This window comes from Variovorax sp. GW458-11-26-14-LB1 (genome assembly GCF_059423965.1).
Map to the genome: position 1 here is coordinate 47,139 of NZ_JBWKYW010000002.1, position 25,609 is coordinate 72,747.

Genomic DNA, 25,609 nt, shown 5'->3' on the forward strand with positions numbered 1-25,609 from the left:
GCTTCATGCCGTCCACGCCCGCCACAGCCACGCCCCGTCCCCGCTCGCGCACCCGCCGCGTGCTGCGCGGGCTGGGCTGGACGCTGGTCGGGTTGCTGCTGGCCGTGCTGCTGCTCGCCGCAGGCATGTGGTGGTGGCTCGGTTCGAACAAATCATTGGCCTTCGCGCTCGCCCAGGCCGCGCAGCGCCTCCCCGCAGGCCAGACGCTCGAGAGCCGCGACGTCACCGGCTCGCTGCGCACCGGCGGACGCATCGGCTGGCTCAAGTGGCAAAGCGAGAGCCTCGCGGTCGAGGTGAACGACGCCACGCTCGGCTGGCAGCTCGCGCCGCTGTTCCAGCGCAAGGTGCAGCTCGGCGAGATCCACGCGGCGAGCCTGTCGATCGAACGCCGCGGCCCGCCCAGCGACACGCCGACCGAGCCGCTCACGCAGGTCACGCTGCCCGTCGAAGTGGCCGAGGTGCCCTTCCGCATCGACGAGGTGCGCTGGGCCGGACCGCCCGCGCTGGAAGCCAAAGGCCTCGCAGGCCGCTACAGCTACCTCGGCGCGCAGCACGCGCTGGACATCGAAGGCGTCGACATCGCCGACGGCCACTACAGCGCCCGCGTGCGGCTGCAGGGCCCGGCGCCGATGGCGCTCGACGCCACGCTCGACGGCCGCGTGAAAGCCCCGCTCGCCGAAGACCGCCACATCGAAGTGCAGGCCAAGGCCTCGGTGAAGGGCACGCTGGCCGGCCCCGAGGCGCGCCTGCAGGTCGCCGCCGACCTGGAGCCCACCGAGCCCACCGAGCCCGACGCCGAAGCGCCCATGGCTGCCCAGCTGCGCGCGCAGATCGCGCCCTGGCTGCCGCAACCCGTGGTCGACGCCAAGGCCGACCTGCGCAACGTCGACGCCGCCAGCCTCTGGCCTGGCGCGCCCCGGACCCGGCTCACCGGCACCGTCGAACTCGCGCCCGATGCTGCCACCGGCCCCGCCGCATGGAAGGCCTCGGCCGACATCCGCAACGCCGTCGCCGGCCCGTGGGACCAACAGAAGCTGCCGGTCGAGCAGGTCGAGGCGCAGGTCGGCTTCGACGGCACGACCTGGACCGTGCCCGAAGCCACCGTGCGCGCGGGCGGCGGCCGCATCGACGCCGAAGGCAGCTGGAGCCCCGCGCCCTCGCCCTGGCAGGTGCGCGCCACCGTGCGCGGCGTGCGGCCCGGCGCGCTGTACAGCGAGCTGTCGGGCGCGCCCGTCGGCGGGCAGATCAGCGCACGGCAGGCCGAAGACTCCGACACCCTCGTCTTCGACGTGGCCCTCCGCGCCGAAGGCAACGGCGGCGCCGGCAGCAAGGCGCTGCCCGGCTTCGGCCTGGACCGCGCACTGGCGCAAGGCCAATGGAAAGACCAGGTGCTCGACCTGCGCACGCTGCGCGTCGAAGCGATGCGCGCCAGCATCGACGGCAAGCTGCAGGTGCGCGTGGCCGACCAGGCCGCCAGCGGCAAGCTCGCCCTCACCCTGCCGGGCGGCAGCGCGCAGCTCGACGGCCGCATCGCGCCCACCACCGGCGGTGGCGACCTCCAGGCGCGCATCGACGACGCCGAGGCCCTGCAGCGCTGGGTGCAAGGCCTGCCGGGCCTCGCGGCCGTGTTCGCGAACGCCAGCGCCAAGGGCAGCGCCCGACTCGACGCCAGCTGGCAAGGCGGCTGGCAGACCGTGCAGCGCCGCATCGAGAACCCCGGCGCCCCGGCTGCTCGCGGCAACGCCGAGCCCAGCCTCAAGGCCGCGCTCGCTGTACCGCGCCTCGACCTGAACCTGCCCGCCGCCCAGCCCGGCGGCGCGGCCACCAGCGTGCAACTGCGCGCGCTGCAGGCCGACCTCGCCGGCAGCATCGCCCAGGCCACGCTGACGCTCAAGGGCGAAGCCACCACCGGCACGCAGAAGCTGGCGCTCGACACCCGCGCCAGCGGCGGCCTCGCCAGCGCCAACCAGTGGCGCGCCACCCTCGCCAACCTGCGCCTGCAGGCCCAAGACACCGTCACCGCGCGCCCCGGCCAGGGCCCTTGGGTGCTGGAGCTGGGCCGCGAGGTCACGGCCACCGTGCGCGCCGCCGACAACCGCCTCGACGTCGAAGCCTCCGCCGCCGACGCCACCCTGCGCGGCCCGCTGCCCGGCACCGTGCGCATCGACTGGCAGCCGCTGCGCTTCAACCAGAGCGGCGCCGCACCCAACCGCGTGTTCCGCCTGCAGTCCAAGGGCCAGATGCAGGGCCTGCCAATGGCCTGGGCCGGCGCGTTCGGCGCCAACGCCACGCTGAGCGAACTCGGCATCAGCGGCGACCTGCTGTTCAACGGCGACTGGGACATCGACGCCGGCGACACCCTGCGCGCCAAGGCCCGCCTCGCGCGCCAGAGCGGCGACATCCGCGTGCAGGCCGGCGAGGCCGCGCTCGTCACCCGCATCACCAGCACCGGAACCGGCACCGCGAGCGAACGCACGATGAGCTCGGCCAGCGGCAAGAACGAGGTCAACGGCGTCGATGTCACCGCCACCCCGGCCGGCCTGCGCCGCGCCGAACTGCAGCTCGACGCGCAAGGCGACGCCGTGCGCGCCACCCTGGCCTGGGACAGCGAACGCGCCGGCCGCCTCGACGCCGAACTCGGCACCCGCATGCAGCAGCGCAGCGGCGGCTGGCAGTGGGCGCCCGACGCGCCCCTGAACGGCACGCTGCGCGCCGCGCTGCCCAACCTCGGTGTGTGGTCGATGCTCGCGCCGCCCGGCTGGCGCATCGCCGGCACGCTCGACGCCAACGCGACCCTGTCGGGCAACCGCACCGCGCCGCGCTGGAACGGCACGCTCGGCGCCGACCAGCTCGCGCTGCGCGCCCCCGTCGAAGGCCTCGACCTGCGCGACGGCCGCCTGCGCGCCTCGCTCACCGGCGACCGTTTGGAAATTGCCGAGTTCACGCTCAAGGGCGGCGCCGGCAGCAACGCGCGCATCGGCGGCCAGAGCGGCAACCGCAGCACCGCCGCCAGCGAAGCGCGCACCGACGGCGGCTCGCTCACCGCGCGCGGCGACCTCAGCTGGGGCAGCAACAACAGCGCGACCAGCACCGGCATCCGCATGGCCCTGCAGGCCGAGCTGCGCGCCCTGCGCGTGCTGGTGCGCACCGACCGCCAGGTGTCGCTGTCGGGCAACCTGCAGGCGCGGCTGGACGACGGCCAGTTCAACGTGCGCGGCAAGCTCAAGACCGACCGCGCCGTCATCATCCTGCCCGACGAGACTGCGCCCAGCCTGGGCAGCGACGTCGTCGTGCGCTCGGCCGCCAAGGACAAGGCCGCCGCCGAGGCCGCGCAGCGCGAATCCGCCAAGGCCGACGCCCAGGCGGCCAAGGCCGCCAAGCCCCAGACCGCCAAGCCGCCCGACATCGTCGTCACCTTCGACCTCGGCGACGACTTCGCCGTGCAGGGCCGCGGCATCACCACGCGGCTCGAGGGCGAACTCGAAATCCGCAGCACCCGCCTCGATGCCCCGCCGCGCATCACCGGCGAAGTGAAGACCGTCAAGGGCCAGTACCGCGCCTACGGCCAGCAGCTCGACGTCGAGACCGGCATCGCGCGCTTCAACGGCCCCTTCGACAACCCCGCGCTCGACATCCTGGCCATCCGCCCGAACATCGCGCAGCGCGCCGGCGTGCAGATCACCGGCTCCGCGCAGTCGCCGCGCGTGAAGCTCTATGCGGAGCCCGCGCTGTCCGACGCCGAGACGCTGTCATGGGTCATCCTGGGCCGCGCCTCGGCCACCAGCGGCGGCGAGTCGGCCCTCTTGCAGCAGGCCGCCCTGTCACTGCTCGGCAAGATCGGCGGCACCACCACCGGCGGCAGCCTGGCCAGCCGTTTCGGCCTGGACGAACTCGGCTTCAAAGGCCCCGGCAACGGCGGCGACCTGCGCGAGTCGGCCGTGACGCTGGGCAAGCGGTTGTCCAAAGATTTCTACATCACCTACGAACGCAGCCTGGGCGGCACCTTCGGCACCCTCTTCATCTTCTACGACCTGACCAAGCGCCTCACGCTGCGGGGCCAGGCGGGGCAGACGAGTGGGGTGGACCTGATCTATACGGTGAAGTACGACTGAGGGCCGGGACACCCCAAGCTGGTAAAGTGCGGGCCGCGCTGCAGCAGCAGCGGCGCACACCGTCTTCGTAGTTCAATGGATAGAACGGGGTCCTCCTAAGACTCAGATACAGGTTCGATTCCTGTCGAAGGCACCAAGGGCCCCGGTTCACGGCGTCTCACCCGCCAGCGTGCCATTGGCGAGCAGCACACGACAGGCCGTACCTTCTCCTCCTTGAGCGCCGCCGCGGGCTAGCGGAGCTCGACTTGAACTTCTTCGAGCGTCTGCCTGATCACGCCGACTTACCGCAGAAGCCCAGAATTGCGGCGGCAACATCCGCAGCAGCTTCGCGTTGGGGAAAGTGTCCCACCCCCGGGAGCACGATGCGCTCATAGCGCCCCTGGAAGAACCTCTCCTTGCCAACGGATGTGTCCGGGTGATTGCATCTATCGGCTCCGCCATGCAGCACCAACGTCGGCAGCGAGAGCAAGGGCGCCGGATTCAGCACCTGCTGATCAGCTAGATAGGCTGGGGCACCGTCAGCAAAACCCCAACGATGCCGGTAGGAATGCAGAACTACAGCGCTCCAGTCTGGATTCTCGAATGCCGCGACAGCTTCCTCGAACTCCGGGTCGCTATACCAGCCCTCTGGAGACCATGTGTCCCACATCAGCCGAGTGAACGCGCGTGCATCTTGCTCGACCGCCTGCTGTCCACGAGGGGTTGCCATGAACCAGTGATACCAATAGTTCTGCGCCTGCGTGTAGCTGATCGTTTGCTTCGGATCGTTGGTGCCGTAGCCAACGGAAAGCAGCACCATCTCCGATGCGGCGTCAGCGCGCAGACCGCAGGCATTGGCCACGGCGCGTGCGCCCCAATCGTGGCCCACGAGTACAGGACGATCGACGCCGAGCGCGTCAATAAAGTCCAACAGATCTCGACCAAGTGCCGCAAGCTCGCCGCTGCGCTGCGTCTCCGGATCCAGGAAGCGCGTTGGACCGAATCCGCGTAGAGCGGGACAGAGAACGCGAAAGCCTTTATCGGCGAGCCGTTTGGCCACGATGGACCAAGTCTCTGGACAGTCGGGCCATCCGTGCACAAGCACGGCGGTTCGACTGCCAGCAGGGTTCCACTCTAAAAACCCGATTTCCAGCGTTGGCGTTCTAACCAGTGAGTATCTGTTCATCTTGCGTGTCCTGTGGGGTGGCGAAGCCCAAGGCTAGTTCCTCCTGACTTTCTGATTTGCAAATAATCATCTGGTATTGATCAAGATTTGCGATGAATCTAAAGTGCCGCAATGAACAACACTGCGCCCGTTTTCGACATCACGCTGCTCCGAACCTTCCTCGAGGTTGTCGACTGCGGCGGGTTTGGGTTGGCGGCCGAACAGCTGTCCTTGACACCCTCCGCCGTTAGTGGACACATCAAGCGTCTGGAGGTCTCGGCGTCAAGCTTGCTCCTCAAGCGCACCACCCGCAGCCTTCAGCTCACTCCTTCGGGGCATCTTCTCCATGCCTATGCTCGAAGCATCGTAGGTTTGGAGCGTGAAGTCCGAGCGAGGTTGAGCAGCCCCGCGGCTGGGAGGTTGAGGGTCGGGGCCAGCGAGGACTTCGCAGGCACCTGGCTAGCGGACGTGCTCCAGACCTACAAGCGTTGGAATCCCGGTTCATCGATCGAGCTGAAGGTCGGCATTACTTCGGACCTTGTGAAGTTGCTCAATCGAGGACGCCTCGACGTTGTATTCGGCAAGCAATGTGCCGACATCGGGGAGACGGGTAGCTTGCTGTGGGAAGAGGAACTCGTTTGGGCGTACTCATCGGATGAAGTGTTCGACTCCGAGCTCGACCTGGTGCTGGCCATGTTTCCCGAACCATGTGTGTATCGCGATGCCGCGATCACTGCCCTTACCAAGGCGGGGAAGACCTGGAGCGTGGGGTTTGAAAGCAGCAGCATGGCTGGGTGCCTCTCTGCCGCAAAGGCGGGATTCGCGGTGACGCCCGTTGCACTCAGCCAACTCCAAGACGGCCTACGCGCGTTGGGCGGTCCAGACGGTCTTCCCGCGCTCCCGCAAGTCCAGTTCTACGCCTTCACAAGGGCTGCGTCATCGGTTGCCGATGACCTGATCGCCTCGGTCACCTCGACCGGCAAGCGCCACCGCTTCTCTTCGTCTTTTCGACGGTAACGAGTGAGTCAGAGTTCGTCGGTGCTCCTGCGGAGGTAGCGTCAGGAAGCTTCCAGCCCGGCTTTCCTACGCGGTCGGCAACGCAGTGGCGGCGATGGCGAATGCGTACGAGCGAATGGCTCTGGGTGACATGGTCCGGTGTTCCCTGGTCTTGTGGTGGTGCCGCGCGATGCCAAGGCAGCAGCGCACTGCGTACGCCCCGCCCCGCGCAGGAAAAAGGCGCCCCTCTACGCCCCAACGGCGCGCCGGACTACTTTTGGATGCACCGTGTAACGGCATGCTGTCCTTCGTAGCAAGAGACAAGCAACAGGGGGCAAGCGATGAACAAGACCGAGGCCTTGGCGGCCATGGTGGAAGTGGCACGGATCGGGCGCGGCATGACGCCTGCCGATGCACTCACGCAGCTGGGCGAGCTGATCGCGCAGGAGTCGCCGGACGATCCGGCGCATGACGTGAAGGTCGAGAAGCTGCTGCGCCTCGGCGCCTGCATCTGGTCGCTGCGGCGCGGGGTGTTCCTGCCCGAGCCGCCCGGGCGCAGCGACGAAGCGGAGGCTGCGCCGGTGCCACGACCCCGCGAGATCGCACCCATCGGCACGGTGCCCGCGCGCGCATCGCACCCTGTCTCGCACCACCCGGTGATCCCGGCCCTGAGCACCTCGGTGCACTACGGGCTCGCGTCGGCCTTCACACCACCCGAAACTCCTCCACCACAAAGGCCGTGATCTCCGCCAGGAAGGTCTTGGCGTGCGCCATCGTGCGCTGGCCTTCGGGCGAGGCGAACGCGGCGTTCAGCGTGTCGGGGTTCTCGAACCACAGCTCGACGATGCCGTCGATCGGCAACTCGGCGTAGCCGCAGGGCGTGCCCTTCTCGAACTCGCGCGCAACCACCACGTTCTGGCGGTAGCCGGCCACGCCGGGCATGCGGCGCACGTGGTCGGCGTGCACCTTCCATTCGCGGCGGAAGTCTTCTTCCGACTGCGCGACCGGGCGTCGCAGGGTCGAGATGCGCTTGAGCATCGCCGGCCCCGCCGACGATGCGGGCGACGGCGGCGCGATGACCTCGGTCTGCTCGACCGTCACGATGTGCAGCCCGCCCAGGAAGTGGCGCTCGTCGGCGCGAATCTCCGCCGCCAGCTCGCCGGTGTTGAAGGCCGCGTCGGCCTGCGCCGCCGCATCGAACTGCAGCTGCGAGAAACCATCGAAGTCCCACGGTCCGCGTGCGAAGTCGATGCCGCGCTGCAAGCGGTCGGTCACGCGGTTCTGGCGGTAGGCGCGCAGCGTGGGCAGCCGCGCGACGAGCGGGCCGTGGCGTTCGCGCCAGTGGCGGCTGAAGGCCTCGTCGGTCCAGCCGGGCTGCTTGCGGATCAGGCCCATGCGCAGGGTCGTCGTCGTGGGTTCGGTCATCGGTCGGTCTCCTTGTGGGGTTGCGCGGTCTGCGCTTCGGCGCGCGCACGCGCCAGGCCGGGCGCACGCTTGGCGAGCCACACGCCGTGGCGCACGGGCCAGCGCTGGTACTGCGGATCGGCGCCGAGCGCGGCGGCCGCGTGGTGCGGCCAGTAAGGGTCGAACAGGGCTTCGCGGCCGAGCGCGACGAGGTCGGCCTGCCCGGCGGCGAGCACGGCCTCGGCCTGTTGCGCGTCGACGATCATCCCGACGGCCTGCGTGACCACGCCGGCCTCGCGCCGGATGCGTTCAGAGAAGGGCACCTGGAAGCCCAGGCCGCGCGGCACGGGCAGCGCGCGCGTCTCTTCGGTGAGGCCGCCGGACGAGCAATCGATCACGTCGACGCCGCAGCGCTTCAGCTCGCGCGCAAGCACCACCGAGTCGTCGAGACTCCAGCCGTCGAGCGTGCCGTCCACGGCCGAGAGGCGGCAGAACAGCGGCTTGCCGGTGGGCCATGCGGCGCGCACGCGCTGCGCGATCTCCAGTGCGAGCGACATGCGGTTCTCGCGGCTGCCGCCGAGCGCGTCGTCGCGGTGGTTGGCGTTGGGCGACAGGAAGCTCGCCACCAGGTAGCCGTGGCCGAAGTGCAGCTCGACCACGTCGAAGCCGGCCTGGTCGGCGCGCACGGTCGCATCGACAAAGCGTTGCACGACCTCGGCCATGTCCGCCGCATCGAGTGCGCGCGGGGCCGACCAGCCGGGGCCGGCCGCGAGCGCGCTGGGGCCCAGGCGCTCCCAGGGCTCTTCATCGGCCGCCATGCGCGCCGGGTCGATGGCCGCCCCGCCCTCCCACAGCGGCTCGCTGCCGGCCTTGCGGCCCGCGTGCGCGAGCTGCACGCCGATGGCGCTGCCTTGCGCGTGGACGAAGTCGACCACGGCCTTCAGCGGCGCGATCTGGCTGTCGTTCCACAGGCCGAGGTCGGCGGTGCCGATGCGCCCGCGCGGATCGACGGCGGTGCTCTCGGTGAGGATCAGGCCCGCGCCGCCGAGCGCGAACTTGCCCAGGTGCACCAGGTGCCACGGCGTGGCATGGCCGCGCTCGGCGGCGTGCTGGCACATGGGCGAGATGACGATGCGGTTGGCCAGCGTGAGCTCGCGCAGCTGCAAGGGCTGGAACAGCAGGGGAAGAGAAGAGTCAGGCATGTGAAGGAATCAAGGGGCCGGCGCAGCCACGGGCCGCGTGCCGAGCCAGGTGCCGCTCATCACCGCGGCAAAGCCGAACAGGTGCCACCAGGTGAGCACCTCGCCCAGCAGCAGCGCCGCGAACAGCACGCCGAACACCGGCACCCAGTAGAGAAAGACGGCCGTGCGCGCCACGCCGATGACGGAGATCGCACGGTTCCAGATGAGGTTGCCCGCGGCGGTGGCCGCGATGCCCGAGAACAGCACCAGTGCCCACGGCCACAGGCCGGGAAAGAGCTGCGCCGCGCCGAGCCGCGATGGTCCCAGCAGGGTGTGCACCACGAGCATGAACGTGCCGATGAGGTAGATGACCCAGCTGATCGACAGCGGATCGACCTGCCGCGCCAGCCGCTGCACGCCCACGCCGCCGACCGCGAAGCTCACCACCGACAGCGCGAGCATCAGGTCGCCGATGCCGGCGCTCGACAGCCCCGCGCCCGGGTGGCTGAGCACCACCGCCGCCACGCCCGCGAAGCCCAGCGCCACGCCCACCATGCGGCGCGCCGTGAAGCGCTCGCCGAAGACCAGCGCGGCCATCAGCGCCGACACCAGCGGACTCAGCGCCATGATGAGCGCGCCGTTGGTGGCGGTGGAGCGCAGCAGCCCCTGCGCGAACAGGATCTGGTTGCCGTAGACCATGAGGAACGCGCAGCCCGCCATCACCGCGAGTTGCCGCACCGTGAGCTTGGGGATGCCGCCGCGCCGCCACAGCACGATGGCACTGAGCGCGATGCACGCCACGCCCATGCGCAGCGCCGCCAGCGGCAGCGTCTCGAAGGAGCCGGTGAGCGCCTTCACGGCCGAGACGTTCACGCCCCACACCAGCATCGCGAGCAGCATCCAGCCCTGCACGGACACGGGCGTGGCGCCGTGCGAGGGCACGGGTTGGTTCACCTTAGCTTTCGAGCGCGTTCCACATCTCGATGTCGCGCTCGGCCGTCCAGATGCGCGGGTGCACGTGGCCCGTGGCTTCGTCGTAGGCACGGGTCACGTCGAAGGGCATGCAGTGGTCGAAGATCACCCAGTGGCCGTAGGTCGGGCGCAGCGCGGCCACGGTTTCCTTGTAGATCACGTTGAGCGACTTGCCCTCGGCCACGCCGTTGTTCACCAGCGTGTAGACGTCGGAGATGAAGGCGCGCGTGGAGGCAATCGCCTTGCGCACGTCGGCGGCGTTTTCCAGCGCGGCGCCGCGGCCGGGCACCAGCTTCTCGAAGCCGAAGCCGGCCAGGCGGTCCAGCGTGGCGGGCCAGTCGCGGAAGTAGCAGTCGCCCGCGTAGGCGGTGCTCTGGTATTCGACGAGGTCGCCCGCGAAGCAGATCTTCTGGTCTTCGAGGTAGGCGATGGTGTCGCCCTTGGTGTGGCCGCGGCCGACCTGCGCGATCTTCACTTCGAGCTTCTTGCCCAGCCACACGCTCATGGTGCCGTCGAAGGTCATGGTGGGCCAGGTAAGGCCAGCGGGCACCGACTCGACGTTGCGGAACAGGCGCGGGAAGCGGCCGATCTCGCTGGCCTTGTCCTGCTCGCCGCGCTCGACGATCAGGTCGTAGGTGTCGCGGCTGGCCAGGATCTGCTCGGCGCCTTCCTTGAAGTACGCCGACGCGCCCAGCACGCGCACCGCGTGGTAGTGGCTCAGCAGCACGTACTTGATGGGCAGCGGCGTGACTTCGCGGATGCGGCGGATCACGTCCTGCGCCATCGCGGGCGTGGCCTGGGTGTCGACCACCATCACGGCCTCGTCGCCGATGAAGACGCCGGTGTTGGGGTCGCCCTCGGCGGTGTAGGCGTAGGCGTTCTCCGAGAGGCGGGTGAACGAGACCTTCTTTTCTTCGAGGTCGGCCTGGCTAGCGAATTTCTTGGTGGTCATGGGTGGTCCTTTGAAGTGGGAGGGAAAGTCAGTGCGTGCCGAGATAGGCGGACTTCACCTTGGGGTTGTCGAGCAGCTCGCGGCCGGAGCCTTCGAGCGTGATGCAGCCGGTTTCGAGCACGTAGGCGCGGTCGGCCACGCCCAGCGCCTGCTTGGCCATCTGCTCCACCAACAGGATCGTGAGACCCGAGCTGCGCAGCTGGCGGATGGCGTCGAAGATGTCCTTGATGATGAGCGGCGCCAGGCCCAGCGAGGGCTCGTCGAGCAGCAGCAGGCGCGGCTCGCTCATGAGCGCGCGGGCAATCGCGAGCATCTGCTGCTCGCCGCCCGACAGCGTGCCGGACAGTTGATGCGCGCGTTCTTTCAATCGCGGGAAGCGCGCGAACTCGCGTTCGATGGCGCGCTCCACAAAGGCCTTGTCGTTGCGGCGCGAGTAGGCGCCCAGCATCAGGTTCTCGCGCACGGTCTGGTCGGGGAACACGCCGCGCCCTTCGGGCGACAGCGCCACGCCCAGGCCCACGCGCTGGTGCGCGGGCACGTGCGTGCAGTCCTTGCCGTCGATGAGCACGCGGCCTTCGGCCACGGGCTCCAGCCCGACGATGCTCTTGAGCAGCGTGCTCTTGCCGGCGCCGTTGGCGCCGATGATGGTGACGACCTCGCCCGCGCGCACTTCCAGGCTCACGCCCTTGACGGCCTCGATGGCACCGTACGAGACCTTCACCGATTCGATTTTCAACATGATGGTTTCGGTCCTCTGGCTCAGGCGGGCACTGCTTCGGGTTCTTCGTCGTCCACGCCCAGGTAGGCCTCGACCACGCGCGGGTTCGACTGCACCTCGGCCGGCTTGCCTTCGGCGATCTTCACGCCGTAGTCGAGCACGATCACGTGGTCGGAGATCGACATCACCAGGTCCATGTGGTGCTCCACCATCAGGATGGACACGCCGCACTTGCCGATGCGCACCAGCAGTTCGCCGAGCTCGGCGGTCTCCTGCGGGTTGAGGCCGGCGGCGGGCTCGTCGAGCAGCAACAGCTGCGGCTCGGTGGCCAGCGCGCGTGCCAGTTCCACACGGCGCTGCAGGCCGTAGGGCAGGCTGCCGGCGGGCCAGTGCGCCAGGTGGCCCAGGCCCACGAGGTCGAGCAGCTGCAGCGCGCGCTCGCGCGTGGCGCGCTCCTGCTTGCCGGCCGTGGGCCAGGCCACGAGCGACGACAGGAAGCCGTTGCTCATCCGGCTGTGCCGCCCGAGCATCACGTTGTCGAGCACCGAGAGGTCGGCGAACAGGCGCAGGTTCTGGAAGGTGCGGCCCATGCCCAGGCAGCAGATGGTGTGCGCCGGCTGACCCACGATGTTGTGGCCCAGGAAGCGGATCACGCCCGCGTCGGGTTCGACCACGCCGGTGAGCATGTTGATCATGGTGCTCTTGCCGGCGCCGTTCGGGCCGATGAGCGCATGGATATGGCCGCGCTGCAGGCGGAACGACACGTCCTGCGCCGGCTTCACGCCGCCGTACGACTTGGTCACGCCCTGCACCACCAGCAGCTCGCCTTCGCCGCCGGGACCGATCTGGCCCGGCACGCCGTTGCCGGCCGCCCCTTCGCCGCGGTGGCGCGACTTCAGGAACCACTTGTTGAACAGGCCCACCACGCCGCCCGGCATCACGTACAGCGCGAACAGCAGCAGGAAGCCGTACAGGAAGTGCTGCGCCGAGGGCCAGCGCGCGAGCAGCGCGTCGGTCGCCGTGAGCAGCACCGCGCCCACGATGGGTCCGTACATCGAGCCCGCGCCGCCGAACAGCACCAGGAGCAGGATGAAGATCGACAGGTGGAAGGTGATGAAGTCGGAGTTGATGTACTGGTTCTGCTGCGCCACGAGCGCGCCCGCGATGCCGCAGGTGACGGCCGCGACCACGAAGGCCATGACCTTGGCGCGGTACACGCGCACGCCCACCGACGACGAGGCGATCTCGTCCGCCTGCAGCGACAGCAGCGCACGGCCGAAGCGGCCCTGCAGCAGGTTGCGCAGCAACAGGTGCAGCGCGGCGCTGAGCACGATGCCCAGGATCACCCATTGCACGCTGCTCAGCGGCTGGCCGTTCCATGTCAGCGGGCGGATGCCGTAGATGCCTTGCGCGCCGCCGAACACGTCGGTCCATTCGCCCACGAGCTTCTCGACCACGATGCCGAAGGCCAGCGTGACCATCGCGAGGTAGGGGCCCTTCACGCGCAGCGAAGGCAGCGCGATGAGCACACCGCACACGCCGGAGACAACCGCCGCGATCACCAGCGCGAGCCACGGGCTCAGCTCGGTGCGCGAGGTGATGAGCGCGACCGCATACGCGCCGGCCGCGAACAGGCCGGCCTGGCCCAGCGATTTCTGGCCTGCGTAGCCGACCAGCACGTTCATGCCGGCGGCGCACAGGTAGTAGACGCACATCATGAAAGCGATGCGCAGGTAGTAGTCGTTGCCGGACAGCGAGACGAGGCCGCACAGCACGGCCGCCACCAGCACCACGGCGGCGGGATGGGCGAGGCGCTTCATACCTTCTCCACCGTCGAGCGGCCGAACAGGCCCGTGGGCCGGAAGGCCAGCACCAGGATCACGAGCGCGAACACCGCGACCTCGCGCCACTGCGCCTGCCACAGGTTCACCATCGACTCGAGCACGCCCAGCAGGAAGCCGCCGATGACGCAGCCGCGCGGGTTGCTCAGGCCGCCGATCATGGCGCCCGAAAAACCCTTGAGCCCCACGGTCAGCCCCATGAAGAGCGAGGCCTGCGCGATGGGCGCGAGCAGAAAGCCCGACAGCCCCGCCAGCGCCGAGCTGACGACGAAGGCGCCGATCATCATGGCGTTGGTGTTGATGCCCATGAGGCTGGCCACGTTGCCGTTCTGCGCCACGGCGCGCATGGCCTTGCCGATCATGGTGCGGTTCATCACGCGGTCGAAGCCGATCATCACGACCACGGCCACGCCCAGCGTCAGCAGTTCCTGCGGGCGCACGCCCACGCCGAACATGCGGATCACGGTGTCGCCCACGGGCGCAGGCACCACCACGGGCTTCGGGCCCCAGATGGCCAGGCCCACGCTCTGCAGGATGACGCCGAAGCCCAGCGTGCTCATGACCCAGGCCATGCCCGGGCGGCCGGCGAACGGGCGCACGCCGAGCACGTAGAGCAGCCAGCCCAACAGGCCCATCACGCCGAGCGCAGCGACCAGCGCGAACAGCTGCGCGCCCGCGCCGGGCACGGCGTCGCCGAAGGTGGTGGAACTGAGCGGCTTGCCCAGCACGAGGAACAGCGCGCTCATGCCGATGAACGCGCCGGCCGAGACGAACTCGCCGTGCGAGAAGTTCAGCGTCTTGGTCGTCGTGAACGTGATGCTGAATCCCAGCGCCACCAGCGCATAGGCACCGCCGACGGCGAGCCCGCTGATGAGCGCCTGCAGGAGCGCTTCAACCATGGTGTGTATCTCCGTTGCGGAACGGGGCGGCGCCCCGTTCCTTTTGTGTCTCAGACGTTTATTGCTTGAAGTCGGCCGGCTTGAGCGCACCGATCAGCGCGTCGCTGTAGGGCAGCAGCTTGCCGTCCTTCCAGCGGATCCAGACCAGGTCCTTGGCCGTCAGGGCTTCGTGGTTGGTCTTGCTGAAGGGCTTCTCGTAGGTCTTGAGCACGCCCTGCACCGGCGTCTTCAGGTCTTCGAGCGCGGCGCGCACGGCGGCGCCGTCGGTGCTGTTGGCCTGCTTCATGGCCTGGGCCAGCAGCAGCACCGAGTCATAGCCATGCAGCGCGAACGAGAACGAGCCCGGTGCCTTCAGCTTGCTGCCGATGCGGTCGAACAGCTTCTGCTGCACGGGCGTGCGCGTCTCGCTCACGGTGCGCATGAAGATCGGCTTCTCGGCCAGCGCCTTGCCGGCCGCGTCATAGAAGGTGATGTTGTCGGCCGCCCACGAGGTGAGCGTCAGCGGGAAGTAGTTGATCTTCTCCATGCTGCGCACCAGCTGCGCGATGGGCGTGCCCTGCGCCCACACCACCACGGTGTCGACGTTGGCGGCCTTCATCTTGGACAGCTGCGAGGTCATGTCGGTGTCGCCGACGCCGAAGCGCTCGGTGGCCGCGATCTTGATGTCCTGCAGCTTGGCGATTTCTTCCATGTCCTTCAGGCCGCCCTGGCCATAGCCGGTGGTCTCTGCCATGAGGCCCACGACCTTGGAGCCGGCCGTGTTGCGCTTCACGTAGGCCATGAGCGCGGCGACCTGCTCGCGGTCGACCATCGAGACGCGGAACATGTAGTTGTCGGCGCCGGCGCTCATCGGCTTGGTGATGTCGGTGCCCGAGCCCACGTTGCCCAGCACCGGAATCTTCTTCTGGTTGGCGATGTGCTTCCAGGCCATGGCGTTGCCCGAGTTGGTGGGGCCGAACACGGCGACGACCTTCTCGTTGTCGACCAGGTCGCTCATGTTCTGGATCGACTTCGGCGGCGCCGAGACGTCGTCGCGCGTGACCAGCGTGAACTTCCGTCCGAGCGCGCCGCCGGCGGCGTTCAGGTCGGCAATGGCTGCTTCCATGCCCAGCACCGCGGCCTGGCCGCTCTGCGCCGAAGGCGAGGCCGAGAGGTCGCCGTTGTAGCCGAGCTTGATGTCTTGCGCGTAGGCGCCTGCCGAGAACGCAGCGAAGGCGGCGGTCGCGAGCAGGGTCTTGTACAGACGGATCGTTTTCATTCTTTGTCTCCTAAGGGTTGACGGACGGGGAACGGGAAATCGAAAAGGAAGGGGCGTGGCTCAGACGGCGAGGAAGCCGCCGTCCACCGGCAGCGTGATGCCGGTGACGTAGCGCGACATGTCGCTGGCCAGGAAGATCACCGGGCCCACCAGGTCTTCGGTCTGGCCGACGCGGCCCAGCGGGATGCGCGTCATGAACGACTCGAGGCGCTGCGGGTTCTCGCGCGTGGCGGCGGTCATGGGCGTCTCGATCACGCCGGGGGCCAGTGCGTTCACGCGCACGCCGGCCGGCGCGAGCTCCTGCGCCAGCGACTGCGTGAGCATCTTGATGGCGCCCTTCGAGGGCGAGTAGCCCAGGCTCGCGGCCTGCCCCGCGTAGGCGGCGATGGAGGCGATGTTGATGATCGAGCCCTTCGTCTGCTTGAGCACGGGGATGAAGGCCAGCGTGGTGTTGAAGGTGCCGTGCACGTTCACGTCGATGGTCTTCTTCCAGTTGGCCGCGGCGTTCGGGCTGCTGGTGGTCTCGCGGATGATGATGCCGGCGTTGTTCACCAGCAGGTCGACGTGGCCGACCTCTTGCGCCACGCGCGCGGCCAGCGCCTGGCAGGCCTCGGGCGCGGTGACGTCGAGCACGAACGACCAGGCCTCGCCGCCTTCGTTGCGCACCAGCTGCGCGGTCTCGGCCACGGTGGCTTCGTTCATGTCGGTGACGACGACGCGCGCGCCCGCCTGGGCCAGGCCGAGCGCGAGCGCACGGCCGTTGCCCTGGCCGGCACCGGTGATCAGCGCGAGGCGGCCTTCGAGCAGGCGCGGTGCGACGTGAGGAGGAAAGGGCATGGTCGGCTCCTTGGGTTGACTATCGGAACGGGGTCAGGCGCCGCGCGGCACGGCCACGGCTTCGCGCTGTTCGACGTGCAGGGGCGCGGCGGCTTCGGCCTGCGCGACCTGCAGGCCCGCGACATAGCCGAAGGTGAGCGCCGGGCCGAGCGTGATGCCCGCGCCGGGGTAGTTGCCGCCCATCACGCTGGCCGCGTCGTTGCCGACGGCGTACAGGCCCTTGATCGGCTGGCGGTCGGCGTCGAGCACGCGCGTCTTCTCGTCGGTGACGAGGCCGGCGAAGGTGCCGATGTCGCCGATGACCAGCTTGATGGCGTAGTACGGGCCGTGCTCCAGCGGCGCGACGCAGGGGTTGGGCGTGACGTTGGCGTCGCCCTGGTAGCGGTTGTAGGCCTTGCTGCCCTTGCCGAAGGCGGGGTCGTCGCCGGTGCGCGCGCCCTGGTTGAACTCCTGCACGGTGGCTTCCAGCACGGCGGGGGCGATGCCGATTTCTTTCGCCAGCTCGCCGATGCTCGCGCCGCGCTTGAGGTAGCCGGTCTTCAGGTGGCGACCGATGGGCAGCGGCGCAGGCGCGACGCAGCCCAGGCCGTAGTCGCGCAGCGCCTTGTGGTCGCACAGCAGCCAGGCCGTGACCTCGGGCTCGCCTTCGCAGGCCTTGACCATCGCCTGCACGAAGTCGTGGTACGAGTTGCCTTCGTTGGCGAAGCGCTTGCCCTTGGGCGTGACCGCGATCACGCCGGGCTTGGCGCGGTCGATGAAGTGCGGCATGACACCCTTGCTGCCGTCGGGCCGCGTGGTGACCGAGGCCGGCACCCAGGCCGCGGCGTGCGGAATGGTGCCGTCGACGCGGCCGCCCACCGCTTCAGCCAGGCGCAGGCCGTCGCCGGTGTTCGTGGAAGGCGACGGCGAGTAGTGTTCCTTGCCGGTGGGTGCGTGCGGGAACAGCTGCTTGCGGCGCTCCACGTCGTAGGGGAAACCGCCGCAGGCCAGCACCACGCCGCGCTTGGCGGTGATGCGCACCGTCTTGCCTTCGTGCTGCACCACGGCGCCCGAGACGCCGTCGTACTCGACCACGAGTTTCTTCACGGGCGACGAGAGCCACACGGGAATGTCCAGGTCCATCGCGGCCTTGGCCAGGCGGCCGGCCAGCGCGTTGCCGTTGGTCAGCGTCATGCCGCGGCCGTGGCGCACCACGTCCAGGAAGTGGCGGGTCAGGCGCTTGGTCACGTACCAGAACGAGGTCGGCGACTTGAAGGCCCGCATGAAGTGTTTGATCTCGGGGCCCGAGCCCAACATCATCCCGAACACCGTGAGCTCGGGCAGCGGCGGCGCCAGGTGCTTGATGCGCGCACCGAGCTCGCGGCCGTCGAACGGGCGCGTGACCATCGAACGCCCGCCGGGCTGGCCGCCGGGCGCTTCGGCGTGGTAGTCGGGGAAGACGGCCGGCATGTCGAACTGCACGCAGGTCTGGCGCGTGAAGAAGTCGATGGCCTTCGGGCCCATGTCGAGGAAGGCGCCCACGCGCGCCGCGTCAAAGTGCGTCGTGGTCTCGTGCTTCATGTAGTCGAGCGCCGCGCCGGGCGGCTCATGGATGCCCTGCTCCGTGGCCAGGCGCGTGCCCGGAATCCACAGCCAGCCGCCCGAGCGCGCGGTGGTGCCGCCGAAGCGCGGCTCTTTCTCGACCACCAGCACCTTCAAACCCTGCGACGCCGCCGTGACGGCGGTGGCCATGCCCGATGCGCCGCTGCCGACGACGAGGACATCGCATTCCCACGTGTTCTGTTCCATCTCTGCCTCTGTTCGCTCTCGTGTTGTGTGTACGACTTAAGTTGCGGCGGAGTGTAGGCAGCGATGTTGATATGGTCAAGTCGTTTAGTTACTATCAGATGATCAGTCATCGTCGATTGAACACGACAATATCAGTAGAAACCCTGATGGCTATACTCGCTCCCACTCTCAACCCCCACGCCGGGCGCCCCATGGAAAAGCCAAGACGTGGCATTCAATCCGTCGAAATCGGAACGCAATTGCTGGTCGCGCTCGGCCGGCACGTGGCGCCCATGGCGCTGCGCGATCTCGGCAAGGCCGCCGGCGTGCCGGTCGGCAAGGCGCACCCCTACCTGGTGAGTTTTCTGAAGGTCGGCTTCGTGGTGCAGGACGGCACCGGCCGCTACGAGCTGGGCCCGCTGGCCTTGCAGCTGGGCCTGGCCAAGCTGCAGCGGCTCGACCCGATCAAGGAAGCCTCGCCCCTCATCGAAGCGCTCGCGTCGGAGACCGAACAGAGCATCGCGGTCGCGGTCTGGGGCAACTTCGGGCCGACCGTGGTGCGGCTGGAAGAACCGATCCACCCGCTGCACGTGAACCTGCGCACCGGCACCGTGATGTCGCTGGCCTACACGGCCACGGGCCGGCTGTTCGCGGCCTACCTGCCGCCGAAGGTGGTGGAAAAGATGATGCTCGAAGACCTGGCGCGCACGCGCCCGGCCGACGGGCGCGGCGCCAGCGAAGAGCTGTCGAAGTCGCAGATCGAGGCGCTGCTGGTCGAGACGCGGTTGCACGGCATCTCGCGCACGCTGGGCCAGCCGATTCCGGGCATCGACGCCTTCTGCGCGCCGGTGTTCGACTCGACCAACAACCTGGTGCTGGGCATCACGGCCATGGGCCCCGAGGCCACCTTCGACAGCGACTGGAACGGCCGCGTGGCCGTGCCGCTGAAGGCCTGCGCACTCGAAATCTCGCGCCGCCTGGGCTTCGTGCCCACCGACGAAGCGGGCTGAACCGCCGGCCCGTGCCGTGTAGGCAGGCGCTCACGCGCTTGGTTTGCCTTATCCCGCACGCGCGGGCCGCAGACGCGGCCACCGTAGAGGCCTACCTACCTCACGGAGACCGGTCATGAAAAGCATCATCCTTTGGCTCTGCGGCGTCCCGCTGATCGTGATCATCGGGCTGAAGGTGTTCGGCATTCTCTGACCGGCCACGCGCCACGGCGAACGATCCCGCTTCCTCCTCACGGCGCTTCTTGCGTCGTTACAGCGCCCCTCCCGGGGCGCTTTTTTTGCGGATAGATCCGGTCAGTGCCGCTCAGTGGGTATCGCGGCGCAGCTGCTGCACGTCTTCATGCAGCGAATGCGCCCAGCTGCGGCGTTCGCGGCTGTACGAAGGCTGCGGCTCGCCGAAGCGCACGATGGCCAGCAGCGGCGGCGCGCGCAGCGTGTTCCACACCGAAGCCAGCAGGCTGTCATCGTCGATGTAGCGCGGCGCCTGGCTGGTCTCGCCGGTGGCGGCGTCGGCAAAGCGCAGCGCGGCCGGAATCACCGGCGCACCCGAGGAAATCGCGGCCTGCAACAGGTTGGCGTGGAACGGCAGCAGCCCGCGCCCGTCGCTCGTGGTGCCTTCGGGGAACACGCCGATCAGGTCGCCGCCGCGCAGCGCCTCGGTCATGTGGTGCACCACGCGCATGGCGTCGCGCCGGCGTTCGCGCTCGATGTAGAGCGTGCCCGAGCCGGTGGAGAGCGTGCCGATCACCGGCCACTGCTTGACGTCCGACTTCGACACGAAGCGCACATGGCGCGCCGCATGGATGGCGGTGATGTCGAGCCACGAGAGGTGGTTGCAGATGAGCAGCGCCGGCCCGTGCGCAGGCGGCTCGCCCTGCACGCGCAGCGTGACGCCCATGATCTGCAGCATGCGCGCCGACCAGGCCTGCACGCGCGCGTTGCGCTCGTCCTGCGGCAGGCGGGGGAAGGTGAAGCGGATCGTCCACCAGCCCGACAGCGCATGCGAGGCCGCATGCAGCAGGCGCCAGCCGGCCTTCAACGAGTGCAGCATCTGGACGCGGGCCCTCTTCTTCTTTTTGACGGCGTGCGGTGTGGCGGGCGACTGTCGCTCAGCCGTGCACGACGCGACCGGCCACCAGCGTGTGGCGCGCGCGCCCTTGCATCGGGTAGCTGGAGAACGGCGTGTGCTTGCCCTGGCTGCGCAGCGCCTCGGGCACCACCTGCCATTCGAGCGACGGATCGGCGATGCACAGGTCGGCCACGCCGCCCTCGGCGATGCGGCCGATGCCGCTGGCCGCGTCGGCCGCGTTCAGCAGGCGCGCCGGCGCCGAGGTGACCACCTCGATGGCGCGCGCCAGGCCCGCGCCGCTGCGCTCGCCCCACTGCAGCGCGAGCGGCAGCAGCAGTTCGAGGCCGGTGGCGCCGGGTTCGGCTTCGGCAAAAGGCAGGGTCTTGGCGTCTGCCTCGACCGGCGTGTGGTCGGACACCAGCGCGTCGATGGTGCCGTCGGCCAGCGCGGCCGAGAGCGCGTCGCGGTCGCCCTGCTGGCGCAGCGGCGGGTTCAGGCGCGCGCGGCTGTCGAAGAAGCCGATGTCGGTGTCGGCCAGGTGCAGCGAGTTGATGCTGACGTCGCAGGTGATCGGCAGGCCCTGCGCCTTGGCCTCGCGCACCAGCGCCACGCCGCGGGCGCTGGAGATGCGGCACAGGTGCACGCGCGCGCCGGTGCTCTTCATGAGCTCGATGATGGTGAAGATGGCGATCGTCTCGGCCGCCACCGGCACGCCGCCCAGGCCCAGGCGCGTGGCGAGCGCGCCGCTGGCGGCCACGCCCTTGCCGAGGTCGCGGTCCTGCGGACGCAGCCACACGGTGTAGCCGAAGGTGCTGGCGTACGACAGCGCGCGCTGCAGCACCTGCGTGTCGGCCAGCGGCACGTCGGCCTGGCCGAAGCCGATGCAGCCGGCCTCGGTGAGCTCGGCCATCTCGGTGAGCACGCCGCCGGCCAGGTTGCGCGTGAGCGCACCGAGCGGGAACAGGCGCGCGCACTGCAGCTTTTCGGCGCGGAACTTGAGCATCTCGACCAGGCCGGGCTCGTCGAGCACGGGGTCGGTGTCGGGCGGGCACACGAGGCTGGTCACGCCACCCGCGATGGCCGCGGCCATTTCGCTTTCGAGCATGCCTTCGTGCTCGTAGCCCGGCTCGCGCAGGCGCGCGGCGAGGTCGACGAGGCCGGGGGTGACGATGCAGCCCGTGGCGTCGAGGGTGCGCTCGGGCTTGAAGCCCGCCGGCGCGCGCCCGATGCCGGCGATCTTGCCGTCGGCGATGGCGATGTCGGTGGGCTTGTCGGTGCCCGAGGCGGGGTCGACCACGCGGCCGTTGGTGATGAGGATGTTCATGCTTCGTTACCTGCCACGATGCTCATCACGGCCATGCGGACCGCGATGCCGAAAGTGACCTGCGGAAGGATCACGCTCTGCTTGCCATCGACCACGGCGGAGTCGATCTCCACGCCGCGGTTGATCGGGCCCGGGTGCATCACGATGGCGTCGGGCTTGGCCAGCTGCAGCTTCTCCTGCGTGAGGCCGAAGGTCTTGAAGAACTCCTGCGACGAGGGCAGCAGCGCGCCGCTCATGCGCTCGTTCTGCAGGCGCAGCATGATGACGACGTCGCAGTCCTTGATGCCTTCTTCGAGCGTGTGGCACACGCGCACGCCCATGCCGGCCATGTCGGCGGGCACCAGCGTCTTCGGGCCGACCACGCGCACTTCGGCGCAGCCGAGCGTGGTGAGCGCGTGGATGTCGGAGCGCGCCACGCGCGAGTGCAGCACGTCGCCGACGATCGCGACCGTGAGGTTCGAGAAGTCTTTCTTGTAGTGGCGGATCGTGTACATGTCGAGCAGCCCCTGCGTCGGGTGCGCGTGGCGGCCGTCGCCGGCGTTCACCACGTGCACGTGCGGCGCGACGTGCTGCGCGATCAGGTACGGCGCGCCCGACTCGCTGTGGCGCACCACGAACAGGTCGGCGGCCATGGCGCTCAGGTTGGCGATGGTGTCCAGCAGCGACTCGCCCTTGGTGGCCGAGGAACGCGCGATGTCCAGGTTGATGACGTCGGCACTCAGGCGCTTGGCCGCGATCTCGAAGGTGGTGCGCGTGCGCGTGCTGTTTTCGAAGAACAGGTTGAACACGCTCTTGCCGCGCAGCAGCGGCACCTTCTTCACCTCACGGTCGCTCACGCTGGTGAAGTTGGCGGCCGTGTCGAGGATGTGCGTGACGATGTCCTTGGGCAGGCCCTCGATCGACAGCAGGTGGATCAGCTCGCCATTCTTGTTGAGCTGCGGGTTTCGCTTGTAGAGCATTACTTGTTGTCCTCCACCTTGAGGCTGAAGGCGCCGTCGTCGGCGCGTGCGAGAGCGAGCAGTTGGGTGTCGGGCAGCTTGAGCGTCGTTGCCGCGAAGTCGGCGGCCACGGGCAGTTCGCGACCGCCGCGGTCGACCAGCACGGCGAGGCGCACGCAGGCGGGACGGCCGAAGTCGAACAGCTCGTTGAGCACGGCGCGGATGGTGCGGCCCGTGTAGAGCACGTCGTCGAGCAGCAGCACGTCGGCGCCGTTCACGTCGAAGGGCAGCGCGGTCTGCGCGCTGGCCGAGAGGCCGCGGCGCGCGAAGTCGTCGCGGTGCATGGCCGACGAGATGACGCCGGGGGCGCCGGCCAGGCCCAGGTCTTTTTGCAGGCGCTCGACCAGCCAGGCGCCGCCGGAGGTGATGCCCACCAGTTTCGTCTCGGGGCGCATCAGCGCCTTCACGCCGGACAGCAGCGTCGTGTAGAGCGCTTCGGCATCGGGGATTGAACTCACGGGAGACTCCTCAAAAACTGTTCCAGGATGATGCAGGCCGACGCTGCGTCGGCATCGCGGGCGCCGGAGGCCAGCGCCTCGGTGGTGCTGTAGCGCTCGTCGACCTCGAACACCTGGAGATTGAAACGGCCGCGCAGCTGGCGCGCGAACTTCTGCGCGCGGCGGGTGTTCTCGTGCGGGGCGCCGTCGGGGTGGTAGGGCACGCCGACCACCAGCGCGTCGGGCTGCCATTCCTTGATGCGCGCCTCGACCTGGGCAAAGCGGGCGTCGGCGCCCTCGGCCTTGATGGTGGCCTGCGGGGTCGCCGTGCGCAGCAGCCGGTTGCCGCTGGCCACCCCGGTGCGCTTGGCGCCGAAGTCGAAGGCCAGGAAGCTCTGGAAATGCGCGGGAATAGCGGCGGGGACGGGAGCAGGAGCGGATGCGGGCGCGTCGGACATGACGTCGCTCATTGGTAAACCTGCGTGCTTCGCACTGCGGTGCGAGCTTGCTTGGGGCGGCCCGGCGCGGCGCTCATGCGTGGCCCGCGTCGGGAGACAAGGTCCAAGCCTCGAGCCCCAGCAGCATCAACGCCTTGTCGTAGCGTTTTTCCACCGGCGTGTCGAAGATCACCGCCGGGTCGGCCAGCACCGTGAGCCAGCTGTTCTCGGCCAGTTCGGACTCCAGCTGGCCCTCGCCCCAGGCCGAATAGCCCAGCGAGACCAGCACCTTGCGCGGGCCGGCGCCGGTGGCCAGGGCCTCCAGCACGTCCTTGGAGGTGGTCATTTCGAGCCCGCCGGGGATGGTCATGGTCGAGGCGTAGACCGATTCCTCGGGCTTCTCGGCCTGGGTGAACACCGGCTCGTGCAGCACGAAGCCGCGCTCGGTCTGCACCGGGCCGCCCTGAAAAACGGGGGCGTCGCCCAGCTCGGGGCGGGCCAGGTGCAGCTCGATCTTCTCGAACAGCACCTTGAGGTTGATGTCGCTGGGTTTGTTGATCACCAGCCCGAGCGCACCGCGCTCGCTGTGTTCGCAGAGGTAAACGACGCTGCGGTTGAAAGTTTTGTCTTCCATCCCCGGCATCGCGATCAGAAAGTGATGCGTCAGGTTCATCGGGGCAGAATCGGCAGCCATATGCCCCCGATTTTACTGGCCGTCGACAAGACCTATCCCAAAGGGCTCATGTGGTTTCGCCGGGACCTGCGGGTGGACGACAACGCGGCGCTGTACCGGGCGCTGCGGGCCTGCCGGCAGGTGGTCTGCGTTTTCGTGTTCGACCGGACGATCCTGGACGCCCTGCCCCACGCGGACCGGCGGGTCGAATTCATCCGCGAATCGCTGGTGGAGCTCGAAGCCGAGCTGCGCGGCCTGGGCAGCGGGCTCATCGTGCGGCACGCGGTGGCCGCCGAGGAGATCCCGGCGCTGGCCCATACGCTCGACGTGCAGGCGGTGTTCGCCAACCGCGACGACGAGCCCGACGCCCTGGCGCGCGACGCCCGCGTGCTCGGCGCGCTGGCCAACACGGGCATCAGCTTCCACACCTTCAAGGACAGCACGGTCTTCGACCGCGACGAGGTCATGACCAAGGCCGGCCTGCCCTACACGGTGTTCACGCCGTACAAGCGGGCCTGGCTGGCGAAGGTGGATTCGTTCTTCCTGAAGCCGTACCCGGTGCGCAGCCACGCCGACGCGCTCGCCCCGCCACCCCCGGCCCTGGACGGGCCGGTGCCCACGCTGGGCGAGATCGGCTTCGAGAGCACCAACCTCCAGACGCTGGAGATTCCCACCGGCACGCGCGGCGCGGGCGCGCTGTTCGAGGACTTCTTCGAGCGCATCGACCGCTACGACGAGGCGCGCAACTTCCCCGCCGTGCGCGGGCCCAGCTACATGGGCGTGCACCTGCGCTTCGGCACGGTGTCGATCCGCCAGCTGGCCAGCGTGGCGCACCAGCTGGCGCTGCAGGGCAACACCGGGGCCGCGACCTGGCTCAGCGAGCTGGTCTGGCGCGATTTCTACTTCCAGATCCTGGCGCACTTTCCGCACGTGCACGCCAACGGCGAGTCGAAGAGCTTCCGCCCCGAGTACGACAAGATCGCCTGGCACCACGGCAAGCACGCCGACCAGCTGTTCGACGCCTGGTGCGAGGGCCGCACCGGCTATCCGCTGGTCGATGCGGCGATGCTGCAGATCCGCCAAAGCGGCTACATGCACAACCGGCTGCGCATGGTGGTGGCGAGCTTCCTGTGCAAGGACCTGGGGCTGGACTGGCGGCGCGGCGAGCGTTACTTCGCGCTGCACCTGAACGACTTCGAACTGGCCTCGAACAACGGCGGCTGGCAGTGGGCCAGTTCGACCGGCTGCGACGCCCAGCCCTACTTCCGCATCTTCAACCCGGTGACGCAGAGCGAACGCTTCGACCCCGAAGGCAAGTTCATCCGCCGCTACCTGCCGCAGCTCGCGGGGCTGTCGAACGTGGCGATCCATGCGCCATGGATGGCCTCGCCGGTCGAGCTGGAGGCAGCGGGCGTCAGGCTGGGCGAGAACTACCCGAAGCCGGTGGTGGACCACGCGGAGGCGCGGGAGAAGACGATGCAGCGCTATGCGGCGGCGCGGGCCAAGGCCCTGCAAAAGCCGTAAGCCAAGAAAAAAGGGCCCCAAGGGCCCTTTTCTTTTGCGCGCCGATTGCCGGCGCC

The 25,609-nt window shown here is 69.0% G+C and carries 22 protein-coding genes and 1 tRNA gene; 6 read left to right on the forward strand and 17 right to left on the reverse strand.

From position 1 onward, the window contains the following. Nucleotides 1-5 precede the first annotated feature (5 nt). Entirely contained in the window at nucleotides 6-4,112 is a 4,107-nt protein-coding gene (locus AC07YS_RS01645; protein ID WP_495267078.1) for a translocation/assembly module TamB domain-containing protein, read from the forward strand. Nucleotides 4,113-4,173: 61 nt separating this feature from the next. After that, a tRNA-Arg gene (locus AC07YS_RS01650) sits at nucleotides 4,174-4,248 on the forward strand. Between the two features lie 135 nt (nucleotides 4,249-4,383). On the opposite strand, the gene AC07YS_RS01655 is transcribed toward AC07YS_RS01650, so the two are convergent. Then, on the reverse strand, nucleotides 4,384-5,277 hold the full coding sequence (locus AC07YS_RS01655; protein ID WP_492737815.1) for an alpha/beta fold hydrolase: 894 nt from the start codon (nucleotides 5,275-5,277) through the stop codon (nucleotides 4,384-4,386). Nucleotides 5,278-5,388: 111 nt separating this feature from the next. On the opposite strand from AC07YS_RS01655, the gene AC07YS_RS01660 reads away from it, so the two are divergent. Together AC07YS_RS01660 and AC07YS_RS01665 are read left to right on the forward strand one after the other, a co-directional pair. Next, nucleotides 5,389-6,273 (forward strand): LysR family transcriptional regulator, encoded by an 885-nt coding sequence (locus tag AC07YS_RS01660; protein WP_492737813.1) that lies wholly within the window; start codon nucleotides 5,389-5,391, stop codon nucleotides 6,271-6,273. Nucleotides 6,274-6,593: 320 nt separating this feature from the next. Then, entirely contained in the window at nucleotides 6,594-6,995 is a 402-nt protein-coding gene (locus AC07YS_RS01665) for a hypothetical protein (protein ID WP_206167807.1), read from the forward strand. Here the strand turns inward: AC07YS_RS01665 and AC07YS_RS01670 are convergent. Genes AC07YS_RS01670 through AC07YS_RS01715 form a run of 10 tightly spaced genes read right to left on the reverse strand, consistent with a single transcriptional unit; the run spans nucleotide 6,958 to nucleotide 18,102 of the window. Then, nucleotides 6,958-7,677, reverse strand: a complete 720-nt coding sequence (locus AC07YS_RS01670; protein WP_492737812.1) for an EthD domain-containing protein — start codon at nucleotides 7,675-7,677, stop codon at nucleotides 6,958-6,960. The two genes, AC07YS_RS01665 and AC07YS_RS01670, sit on opposite strands and share 38 nt — an antisense overlap. Continuing rightward, the gene (locus AC07YS_RS01675) at nucleotides 7,674-8,858 is read right to left on the reverse strand and encodes an NADH:flavin oxidoreductase/NADH oxidase (protein WP_492737811.1); all 1,185 of its coding nucleotides are present in this window, start codon (nucleotides 8,856-8,858) and stop codon (nucleotides 7,674-7,676) included. The genes AC07YS_RS01670 and AC07YS_RS01675 overlap by 4 nt, the downstream gene beginning before the upstream one ends. Before the next feature lie 9 nt (nucleotides 8,859-8,867). Further along, nucleotides 8,868-9,791 carry a DMT family transporter gene (locus AC07YS_RS01680; protein ID WP_495267077.1) on the reverse strand — a complete coding sequence of 308 codons (924 nt, stop codon included), beginning with the start codon at nucleotides 9,789-9,791 and terminating at the stop codon, nucleotides 8,868-8,870. A 1-nt stretch (nucleotide 9,792) separates the two neighbouring features. Further along, a complete protein-coding gene (locus AC07YS_RS01685) occupies nucleotides 9,793-10,761 on the reverse strand; it encodes an MBL fold metallo-hydrolase (RefSeq protein ID WP_307637995.1) in 969 nt (322 codons plus the stop codon). A 28-nt stretch (nucleotides 10,762-10,789) separates the two neighbouring features. Then, nucleotides 10,790-11,500: an ABC transporter ATP-binding protein gene (locus AC07YS_RS01690; protein WP_095746774.1), complete on the reverse strand. Its 711-nt coding sequence runs from the start codon at nucleotides 11,498-11,500 to the stop codon at nucleotides 10,790-10,792. Between the two features lie 20 nt (nucleotides 11,501-11,520). Next, nucleotides 11,521-13,299, reverse strand: coding sequence for a branched-chain amino acid ABC transporter ATP-binding protein/permease (locus AC07YS_RS01695; protein ID WP_495267076.1), 1,779 nt, complete (start codon nucleotides 13,297-13,299; stop codon nucleotides 11,521-11,523). Beyond that, nucleotides 13,296-14,219 carry a branched-chain amino acid ABC transporter permease gene (locus AC07YS_RS01700; protein WP_062469725.1) on the reverse strand — a complete coding sequence of 308 codons (924 nt, stop codon included), beginning with the start codon at nucleotides 14,217-14,219 and terminating at the stop codon, nucleotides 13,296-13,298. The genes AC07YS_RS01695 and AC07YS_RS01700 overlap by 4 nt, the downstream gene beginning before the upstream one ends. 58 nt (nucleotides 14,220-14,277) lie before the next feature. After that, a complete protein-coding gene (locus tag AC07YS_RS01705; RefSeq protein WP_062469728.1) occupies nucleotides 14,278-15,477 on the reverse strand; it encodes an ABC transporter substrate-binding protein in 1,200 nt (399 codons plus the stop codon). Between the two features lie 60 nt (nucleotides 15,478-15,537). Beyond that, nucleotides 15,538-16,314 (reverse strand): SDR family NAD(P)-dependent oxidoreductase, encoded by a 777-nt coding sequence (locus tag AC07YS_RS01710; RefSeq protein ID WP_139704791.1) that lies wholly within the window; start codon nucleotides 16,312-16,314, stop codon nucleotides 15,538-15,540. A 33-nt stretch (nucleotides 16,315-16,347) separates the two neighbouring features. Continuing rightward, a complete protein-coding gene (locus tag AC07YS_RS01715) occupies nucleotides 16,348-18,102 on the reverse strand; it encodes an FAD-dependent oxidoreductase (protein ID WP_487849646.1) in 1,755 nt (584 codons plus the stop codon). 191 nt (nucleotides 18,103-18,293) lie between these two features. Between AC07YS_RS01715 and AC07YS_RS01720 the strand changes: the two genes are divergently transcribed. Next, on the forward strand, nucleotides 18,294-19,091 hold the full coding sequence (locus AC07YS_RS01720; RefSeq protein WP_070062752.1) for an IclR family transcriptional regulator: 798 nt from the start codon (nucleotides 18,294-18,296) through the stop codon (nucleotides 19,089-19,091). A 304-nt stretch (nucleotides 19,092-19,395) separates the two neighbouring features. On the opposite strand, the gene AC07YS_RS01725 is transcribed toward AC07YS_RS01720, so the two are convergent. The 6 genes from AC07YS_RS01725 to AC07YS_RS01750 form a co-directional block, all read right to left on the reverse strand. Beyond that, a complete protein-coding gene (locus AC07YS_RS01725) occupies nucleotides 19,396-20,142 on the reverse strand; it encodes a lysophospholipid acyltransferase family protein (RefSeq protein ID WP_493195740.1) in 747 nt (248 codons plus the stop codon). 58 nt (nucleotides 20,143-20,200) lie between these two features. Then, entirely contained in the window at nucleotides 20,201-21,484 is a 1,284-nt protein-coding gene (locus AC07YS_RS01730) for a dihydroorotase (RefSeq protein ID WP_095746780.1), read from the reverse strand. Beyond that, nucleotides 21,481-22,443: an aspartate carbamoyltransferase catalytic subunit gene (locus AC07YS_RS01735; RefSeq protein ID WP_056577783.1), complete on the reverse strand. Its 963-nt coding sequence runs from the start codon at nucleotides 22,441-22,443 to the stop codon at nucleotides 21,481-21,483. The genes AC07YS_RS01730 and AC07YS_RS01735 overlap by 4 nt, the downstream gene beginning before the upstream one ends. Continuing rightward, complete coding sequence (gene pyrR / locus AC07YS_RS01740; RefSeq protein WP_056577781.1) at nucleotides 22,443-22,940, reverse strand: bifunctional pyr operon transcriptional regulator/uracil phosphoribosyltransferase PyrR; 498 nt, start codon at nucleotides 22,938-22,940, stop codon at nucleotides 22,443-22,445. Before pyrR ends, AC07YS_RS01735 begins: the two co-directional genes overlap by 1 nt. Continuing rightward, nucleotides 22,937-23,389 (reverse strand): Holliday junction resolvase RuvX, encoded by a 453-nt coding sequence (gene ruvX, locus AC07YS_RS01745; RefSeq protein WP_495267075.1) that lies wholly within the window; start codon nucleotides 23,387-23,389, stop codon nucleotides 22,937-22,939. Before ruvX ends, pyrR begins: the two co-directional genes overlap by 4 nt. Nucleotides 23,390-23,450: 61 nt before the next feature. Further along, complete coding sequence (locus tag AC07YS_RS01750; RefSeq protein WP_095948042.1) at nucleotides 23,451-24,050, reverse strand: YqgE/AlgH family protein; 600 nt, start codon at nucleotides 24,048-24,050, stop codon at nucleotides 23,451-23,453. Between AC07YS_RS01750 and AC07YS_RS01755 the strand changes: the two genes are divergently transcribed. Next, nucleotides 24,051-25,553 carry a cryptochrome/photolyase family protein gene (locus tag AC07YS_RS01755; RefSeq protein WP_495267074.1) on the forward strand — a complete coding sequence of 501 codons (1,503 nt, stop codon included), beginning with the start codon at nucleotides 24,051-24,053 and terminating at the stop codon, nucleotides 25,551-25,553. Nucleotides 25,554-25,609 lie beyond the last annotated feature (56 nt).